8 protein-coding genes are annotated in these 6,548 nt (G+C 35.3%); 7 read left to right on the top strand and 1 reads right to left on the bottom strand.

Annotation, left to right across the window (positions count from 1 at the left end):
* The first annotated feature begins 321 nt into the window (after positions 1-321).
* The 7 genes from TS1_RS02110 (at position 322) to TS1_RS02080 (ending at position 5,759) form a co-directional block, all read left to right on the top strand.
* Positions 322-1,815, top strand: coding sequence for a BglG family transcription antiterminator (locus tag TS1_RS02110; protein ID WP_068707340.1), 1,494 nt, complete (start codon positions 322-324; stop codon positions 1,813-1,815).
* A complete protein-coding gene (locus TS1_RS02105) occupies positions 1,805-2,239 on the top strand; it encodes a PTS sugar transporter subunit IIA (RefSeq protein WP_068707338.1) in 435 nt (144 codons plus the stop codon). Before TS1_RS02110 ends, TS1_RS02105 begins: the two co-directional genes overlap by 11 nt.
* Positions 2,236-2,562: a PTS fructose transporter subunit IIB gene (locus tag TS1_RS02100; RefSeq protein WP_068707336.1), complete on the top strand. Its 327-nt coding sequence runs from the start codon at positions 2,236-2,238 to the stop codon at positions 2,560-2,562. The genes TS1_RS02105 and TS1_RS02100 overlap by 4 nt, the downstream gene beginning before the upstream one ends.
* Positions 2,563-2,572: 10 nt before the next feature.
* Positions 2,573-3,028: a PTS sugar transporter subunit IIA gene (locus TS1_RS02095; protein WP_068707334.1), complete on the top strand. Its 456-nt coding sequence runs from the start codon at positions 2,573-2,575 to the stop codon at positions 3,026-3,028.
* Positions 3,029-3,042: 14 nt separating this feature from the next.
* Entirely contained in the window at positions 3,043-4,140 is a 1,098-nt protein-coding gene (locus TS1_RS02090; protein ID WP_068707332.1) for a PTS fructose transporter subunit IIC, read from the top strand.
* Positions 4,141-4,163: 23 nt separating this feature from the next.
* Positions 4,164-4,859 (top strand): D-allulose 6-phosphate 3-epimerase, encoded by a 696-nt coding sequence (gene alsE / locus TS1_RS02085; protein WP_068707329.1) that lies wholly within the window; start codon positions 4,164-4,166, stop codon positions 4,857-4,859.
* A 150-nt stretch (positions 4,860-5,009) separates the two neighbouring features.
* On the top strand, positions 5,010-5,759 hold the full coding sequence (locus tag TS1_RS02080) for a cyclase family protein (protein ID WP_068707326.1): 750 nt from the start codon (positions 5,010-5,012) through the stop codon (positions 5,757-5,759).
* Between the two features lie 150 nt (positions 5,760-5,909).
* Here the strand turns inward: TS1_RS02080 and TS1_RS02075 are convergent, their stop codons facing one another.
* Positions 5,910-6,536, bottom strand: a complete 627-nt coding sequence (locus TS1_RS02075) for an LbetaH domain-containing protein (protein WP_068707325.1) — start codon at positions 6,534-6,536, stop codon at positions 5,910-5,912.
* Between the last annotated feature and the right edge of the window lie 12 nt (positions 6,537-6,548).

The following is a 6,548-nucleotide window of genomic DNA, read 5'->3' as shown; positions in this document are numbered from 1 at the left end:
AAAAGCAGCTCAAGCAAGCAGGTTGAAGTTAATTTTGTGCATGAGATCCTTGGTATACCAAGGGATACGTATCGAAAAGTAGGTTTCAAGTTTTAGATAATTATATAAAAAACTACTGTGATAAGTGAAAAAGAACTTCTACTATTTTTCTTTTTATAGAGAATAGTAGAAGTTCTTTTTTAGAAAACCTTGCCATTTAAATAGAAAAGTGACATTTATTTATAAAAACTTCGCTGATTTGTCCGCTGCAATGGACAATCTTAAGGGAAGCGTTTTCTATTATGTGGGTTAAGATAAAAATATAAGGGAGGAAAAGAAATAATGTCGGCAAGAGAAAACCGGGAATATAATCTATTACTTCTCCTGTTAAAACAAAGAGATTATATCACTTCAAAAGAATTAGCCAACGATTTAGGTATTTCTAAAAAGACAGTTTATCGTTTGGTTAAAAAAATTAATGGAGGTTACCAAAATGGCAATTTAATTTTTTCTGAAAAGGGGCGTGGTTATAAATTAGATTATGAAAAATATATTTCAATGAATGCTAAGCAGATAGATAACAGTTCTTCTTATTACTCACCTGAAAAAAGACGTAATCGAGTCATGGAAGAATTGTTATTGTCTTCGCCTAAGACCAAAAATGTATATGATTTATTTAAAGATTATTATGTGGGTGATTCAGTAATTTTTAACGATGAACAAATAATCGCTGACCAATTAGCAGAGTATCAATTAAAGCTGGTCCGAAAAAATCGTACCTTAGCCATTCAAGGAGAAGAAGGGAATATACGCCAAGCTGTAGCTGATCTCATTCAGGCTTTTAATACAGTGGACATTGACGAGCTAGCGAGTGTAAAGGCATCAAGTTTAAATACTTATGATGCATTATTTGTTCTCAATCAAATAAAAAAAATGGAAAAAGATTTAAAAATAACACTTGCTTATCCGTATAATATTAATATTTTTTCTCACCTCTATATTTTAATTACGCGATCGAGAAATGTTGGTTTAATGAAAATTACTGAGAAAGATACTTTGACAAGGGAAGAAAAGCAGCAGCTATTAAAAAGTTCTAACTTGTATGAGGTTGCAAGTGCAACAATTGCTAGCGTTGAACAATACCTAAACGATGATTTACCCGAGATAGAAATTTTTTACCTGTATCAATATTTAGCTTCTTCTCGTATGCAAGGTGTAGTTGGTGATACGAATAAATTCTCCCAACAAGTCGTTCAGATAACAGACACTTATATTGTAAAGATGAGTAAGAAGCTAGGAATTCAAATCACTGATGATTTAATTTTTTCTGATTTAGCGAATCATATTAAACCGATGATCAATCGTTTAAAACATAAAATACGTATTAAAAACGGTTTATTGGAAGAAATTAAGGTGTCCTATGAGGAAATCTTTGAAAAGGTATGTGAGGTTTCAAAAATGGTGAGTGAGCAATATCATTTGCCCTTTATCAATGAAGATGAAAACGGCTTTATCACGCTTTATTTTGCCAGAGTATTAGAGACTTATCAGCTGCCAATAAAAACACTGATCGTGTGTACGACAGGAGTAGGGACCTCAGAACTTTTAAAAGCAAAGATTGAAAAGAAGTTTCCAGAATTGGATATTATCGATGTGGTCGCTACAAAAAATCTTGAACAATTTTTAGAAGTATATCCAGAAACGGAGCTTGTTTTAACCACAATTAAATTAACCCATTCGCTAGCTGTTAAATCGTTACTTGTAAGCGCAATGTTGACTTCAGATGATCAACGGAGGATCCAGCATAAAATTGAGGAGATTAATCATGAGAAATAGTCAGTTATTCAATATTTATACTAGAAAAAATTTTTCTTCCAAAGAAGAAGTGCTGTCATTTTTAGAAAGCGAAGGACATAAGTTAACAGGGATTGATAGCTCTGAGTTCAAGACAAAGTTATTCCAAAGAGAAGAACAAGGAAGTATAGAAATCGCGCCGGGAGTTTTATTGCCACATTTTGAAAGTTCTTCTTTTATTAAAAGCAAAGTACTGATTCTTTCCTTAAAACAAGCGATACAACATTGGAGTAAAGAGATCTGTAATGTCAAACTCGTTATAGTTATTTTGCTAAAAACTGAAGAAAAAAAGTCGATAAAACAAGCGATAATGGAATTTACCCGAAAACTAGCAGATGACAAGTATTTAAACAAGTTGATGAATTTGGAAAATAAAAATAGGAATGAAGGAGACGATTTTTTATGAAAATAGTAGGTGTAGCAGCATGTACAGTAGGAATTGCACATACATACATTGCCCAAGAAAAGTTAGAAGAGGCAGGAAAAAAAGCAGGACATGAGGTACACATTGAAACAAGTGGAACGATCGGTGTTGAAAACGCATTAAGCCAGGAACAAATTCAAGAAGCGGATATAGTTATTTTAGCGATTGACGTAAAAATTAGTGGCCGGGAAAGATTTGAAGGTAAAAGAGTGATTCAAGTACCAACAGAAGTGGCCATAAAATCACCTAATAAACTAATTCAAAAAGCGGAAGAAGTTGTAAAAGAAGATCAAAAAAATAAGTAGGGGTTACAAAATGGAAATTAGTGAAATTTTAGATAAGAATATTATTAATACGGAACTGAATGTAACGACAAAAAGACAAGCCATTGAACATATTGTTGCTTCATTAAAAGCAAATGGTTATATCTCAGATGAAAAAGCATTTGCCCAGGATATTTATGCTCGTGAAAAAGAAGGAAAGACAGGGATTGGCAATTATATTGCTATTCCTCATGGCAAAAGTTCTGTTGTAGACAAAGTAGGTGTAGCGATTTTTATTAACAAACAAGAGATCCCTTGGGAATCTATAGACGAACACGGTGTAAAAGTCATTGTATTATTTGCTGTGGGAGATAGTAATGAAGGAGCAGAGCAGCATCTAAAATTATTAGCTCTTTTTGCTAAAAAATTAGGGAATGAAAAAGTCGTACAAAGTTTATTAACAGCTAGCACTGCCGACGAAGTGATCGCTAGTTTTACACAACAGTAAAGGAGGGAATTTACATGGAAACAATCAGGCATTTAAATCTTAAAGGACACTTATTAACAGCAATCTCATACTTAATTCCGATTGTCTGTGGGGCCGGATTTTTAGTAGCGATTGGCTCAGCCATGGGTGGAGAAAATCCGGCAGATTTAACAGGAAATTTTAGTTTTTGGGATGTGCTTGCAACGCTTGGCGGTACGACGTTAGGATTGCTACCGGTCGTTATTTCTACTGGTATTTCTTATTCCATCGCTGAAAAGGTGGGAATCGCACCTGGATTTATTGTAGGTCTTACAGCTAATGCTATTGAAGCCGGCTTTATTGGCGGCTTGTTAGGTGGTTTCATTGCAGGATACATTACCATTTTAATTGTAAGATTTTTAAAAGTACCAGAGTGGGCTAAGGGGTTAATGCCAACTTTAGTGATCCCTTTTTTAAGTGCATTAATCAGCGGTTTAATCATGGTCTACATTATTGGTACACCGATTGCCGCTTTTACAACTTGGTTAACAGGCATATTAAATAGTTTGAACTCTTCTTCCATTCTTGTATTTGGTCTAGTTGTAGGACTTTTAAGCGCAGTGGATTATGGGGGACCAATTAATAAAACTGTTTTTGCTTTTGTCTTGACGCTACAAGCGGAAGGAATTAATGAACCGATTACAGCTTTGCAGCTAGTTAATACTGCTACACCTATTGGTTTTGGTCTGGCTCATCTTTTCGGAAAACTGATTAACAAACAAATTTACACGCCAACTGAGGTTGAAACATTAAAATCCACTGTTCCTATGGGAGTCGTAAACGTTGTTGAAGGTGTTATTCCGTTAGCGATGAATGATATTATCCGTAGTGTTATTGCAAGTGCGGTAGGTGGTGCTGCTGGTGGCGCCGTTTCCATGACTTTAGGAGCGGATTCTACTGTGCCTTTTGGCGGCGTATTAATGTTACCAACAATGTCAAGACCTATGGCAGGAGTCCTTGCTTTATTAGCCAATATTGTTGTTACAGCTTTAGTATTGGTGATCATTAAAAAGAAACTTTCTCCAGAAGACCTTGAAACACAAAAAGAAATCGAGGAAGAAGATATTGACTTGAACGATATTCAAATCTCCTAAATTTGAGAAAGAAGGGTCTATAAATGAATGATGTACAGTTTTCTCCATCGCTGATGACGATGAATTTGGATAAATTTAAGGAAGAAATTCGTTTTTTAAATGACCATGTAGATTCTTATCATATTGACATCATGGATGGCCATTATGTTCCTAATATTTCCTTGTCTCCTTGGTTTATAGAAGAGGTTAGAAAGATAAGCGATGTTTCTATGTCCGCTCATTTGATGGTTACCCAACCTAGTTTTTGGGTGCAGCAACTCATTGATATAAAATGTGAATGGATTTGTATCCATGCAGAAGTATTGGACGGTTTGGCTTTTCGCTTAATTGACCAAATCCATGAGGCAGGATTAAAAGCTGGAATTGTATTGAATCCGGAAACACCAGTGGAAACAATCTACCCTTATATCCCTTTACTGGATAAAGTGACGATAATGACGGTGGACCCAGGCTTTGCAGGTCAAAAATTTATTGATGGTACCTTAGAAAAGATTGTCCAATTAAGAGAGCTACGTGAAACAAATGATTATAAGTATCTGATCGAAATGGATGGTTCATCCAATCGAAAATCTTTTGCTAAGATTGATGAAGCGGGACCAGATATTTATATTGTAGGTCGAAGCGGTCTATTTGGTTTAACAGAAAATATCGAAACATCTTGGCAAACCATGATGACAGACTATAAAGAGATGACTGGTAAAAAATATTATAAAGAGTAAGTTTGTTAGATTGAACTAAAACGCTGAAAAGGCCGGGGGATTTGCTGTCTCGGCTTTTTTATTTTGTGTTTTAGAAGGACTATGGTAAAATCATAGAAATTATTTATCCTGTTGTAAAAAGCTGATTATTCTAGAAAGAAGGTCTATTCAATGAGCAAAATTACTGAAAGTATCCTTTATTTAAAAGGACAAAAGTGGATCGATTTGTCCCATACAGTGACGCCTGAAATGCCTTATTTTCAAGCATTCAAGCCAATTACTGAAAATACCTTGTATACAGTAAAAGACGATGGCTTCTTTGCAAAAGAGTATGCGTTAGCTACACAATACGGGACACATATTGATGCTCCTATTCATTTTTCTGAAGGAAAAAGATCATTAGAAGAATTAGAATTAAAAGAATTTGTTTTGCCGTTGTTTGTTATTCATAAAGAACAAGAGGTAATAGCTAACAATGATTATATGCTAACAGTAGATGATATTTTAGCCTTTGAAAGAGAATATGGTGAAATTCCAGCCGGGAGCTTCGTTGCTTTTTCGAGTGGTTGGTCTAAACGATGGAGTGACCCAGATAGTTATTATAACTTAGATGAAAATGGTCAGGCTCATACGCCGGGGTGGTCTGTTGAAGCATTGAAATTTTTACATGAAAAACGAAATGTAAAAGCGGTGGGTCATGAAACCTTAGATACGGACCCAGCCATTGAGGAAGCTAAAAATGGCCACTTGCTGGGCGAATTATACTGGTTATCAACCGATAATTATCAAATTGAAGTGATGAACAATCTAGCAGAAGTTCCTTCTAAAGGGGCTTCAATTGTTGTAGGTGTTCCAAAAATCAAATCAGCGCCCGGTTTCAATATTCGAGTATTTGCGATTATCCCAGAAGGAACGGAGTAAATAGTTATTTCAAGTCATCTTAAAAAATAAGATGGCTTTTACTTCTAGCGATCGATCATATCCTGCTGGGTATACTAGGGCATGGTCTAACTAAAACTTTTTATTTTAGTATTCTATATAGGCGTAGTAGATTGAATAAAATATTTTTTCTTAAGATTTATGATACTTTTTGACAAATTCTTCAATCGGCAGACGCATATCTAAGTATCTTGCTTCTAGCATTTCTCGATCCCAATTCCACCAAGCAATTTCTTGCATTGCAGCAATGATATACTCTGAAAAACGATATTTGATTATTTTGGCTGGGACACCACCGACAATTGCATAAGGGGGTACATCTTTAGTAACTACTGCATTGGATGCGATAGCCGCACCATTTCCAATTGTGACGCCTGCTTGTATGACTACGCCATGTCCGATCCAGACGTCATTGCCAATAGTAGTTATCTTTTGTTTACGTTTGGCTAAAAACTCACTGTCTTTAGGATAAAAGCCGTATCCTTCGCCATTATATCCAAACAGATGTTGGGTGGGACGATCTAAAGGATGGTTTGTCGGACCAATTCTTACTAAGGCTGCGATACTAATAAAGCGTTTCAAATCACTGTTTTGAATATAACAGTGTTGACCAGTATAGTCATAATCGCCAACGTAACTATTATCTAAATGGTTATCTTCGCCGATTTCTACATAGTCGCCAAAGGTGATATCTTTCATCTGTGTATTTTTTCCAATAATAGGTTTGTTATCTTTAAAATTAACCATTTCAATATGCATATTTATCACCTC

This window comes from Tetragenococcus solitarius NBRC 100494 (assembly GCF_001544195.1).
Taxonomy (GTDB): domain Bacteria; phylum Bacillota; class Bacilli; order Lactobacillales; family Enterococcaceae; genus Tetragenococcus; species Tetragenococcus solitarius.
Note: the sequence above shows the minus strand (reverse complement) of the source record. Positions and strands in the feature narration are given on the sequence as shown.

Excerpts from the sequence above, each read along its gene's own strand:
- TS1_RS02090 (WP_068707332.1), top strand. The coding sequence starts at position 3,043 with ATGGAAACAATCAGGCATTTAAATCTTAAAGGACACTTATTAACAGCA.
- alsE (WP_068707329.1), top strand. The coding sequence starts at position 4,164 with ATGAATGATGTACAGTTTTCTCCATCGCTGATGACGATGAATTTGGAT.
- TS1_RS02105 (WP_068707338.1), top strand. The coding sequence starts at position 1,805 with ATGAGAAATAGTCAGTTATTCAATATTTATACTAGAAAAAATTTTTCT.
- TS1_RS02080 (WP_068707326.1), top strand. The coding sequence starts at position 5,010 with ATGAGCAAAATTACTGAAAGTATCCTTTATTTAAAAGGACAAAAGTGG.
- TS1_RS02110 (WP_068707340.1), top strand. The coding sequence starts at position 322 with ATGTCGGCAAGAGAAAACCGGGAATATAATCTATTACTTCTCCTGTTA.
- TS1_RS02075 (WP_068707325.1), bottom strand. The coding sequence starts at position 6,536 with ATGCATATTGAAATGGTTAATTTTAAAGATAACAAACCTATTATTGGA.
- TS1_RS02100 (WP_068707336.1), top strand. The coding sequence starts at position 2,236 with ATGAAAATAGTAGGTGTAGCAGCATGTACAGTAGGAATTGCACATACA.
- TS1_RS02095 (WP_068707334.1), top strand. The coding sequence starts at position 2,573 with ATGGAAATTAGTGAAATTTTAGATAAGAATATTATTAATACGGAACTG.